Origin of the sequence: Mesorhizobium sp. M3A.F.Ca.ET.175.01.1.1 (genome assembly GCF_004791945.1) — a bacterium.
Lineage (GTDB): Bacteria > Pseudomonadota > Alphaproteobacteria > Rhizobiales > Rhizobiaceae > Mesorhizobium.
This window is the reverse complement of sequence record NZ_SRTP01000178.1, coordinates 1-347: the sequence shown is the minus strand read 5'-3', so window position 1 is coordinate 347 and position 347 is coordinate 1. Positions and strand designations below refer to the sequence as shown.

Sequence of the window (347 nt, the reverse complement as noted above, 5' to 3'; positions counted from 1 at the left end):
CCAACATCATCACCGACGCGCGCGACGAGGACGTCACCTATGCCGTTGCCGCGATCACGCTGTTCGGCACAATCGCGATGCTCGGCTTCCCGCTGCTCGCGCCGGTTCTCGGGCTCGACCAGCACGGGTTCGGACTGTGGGCGGGAGCCTCGATCCATGAGGTGTCGCAGGTAATCGGCGCCGGCTTCCAGAACGGCACGCTTGCCGGCGAGACCGCAACCGTCGCCAAGCTGACGCGCGTCGCCATGCTGGCGCCGATGGTGATCGCGCTCGGCCTGATGGCGCGCCGCGGCAGCACCGATTCGTCCGCCGCGAAGCCGCCAATGCCGTGGTTCGTCGTCGCCTTC

Annotated in this window: 1 protein-coding gene; it reads left to right on the top strand. The window is 68.6% G+C overall.

Annotation, left to right across the window (positions count from 1 at the left end; translation table 11 throughout):
* The coding region (locus EN818_RS31250; protein WP_135906676.1) for a putative sulfate exporter family transporter at positions 1-347 on the top strand (347 nt) is incomplete at both ends.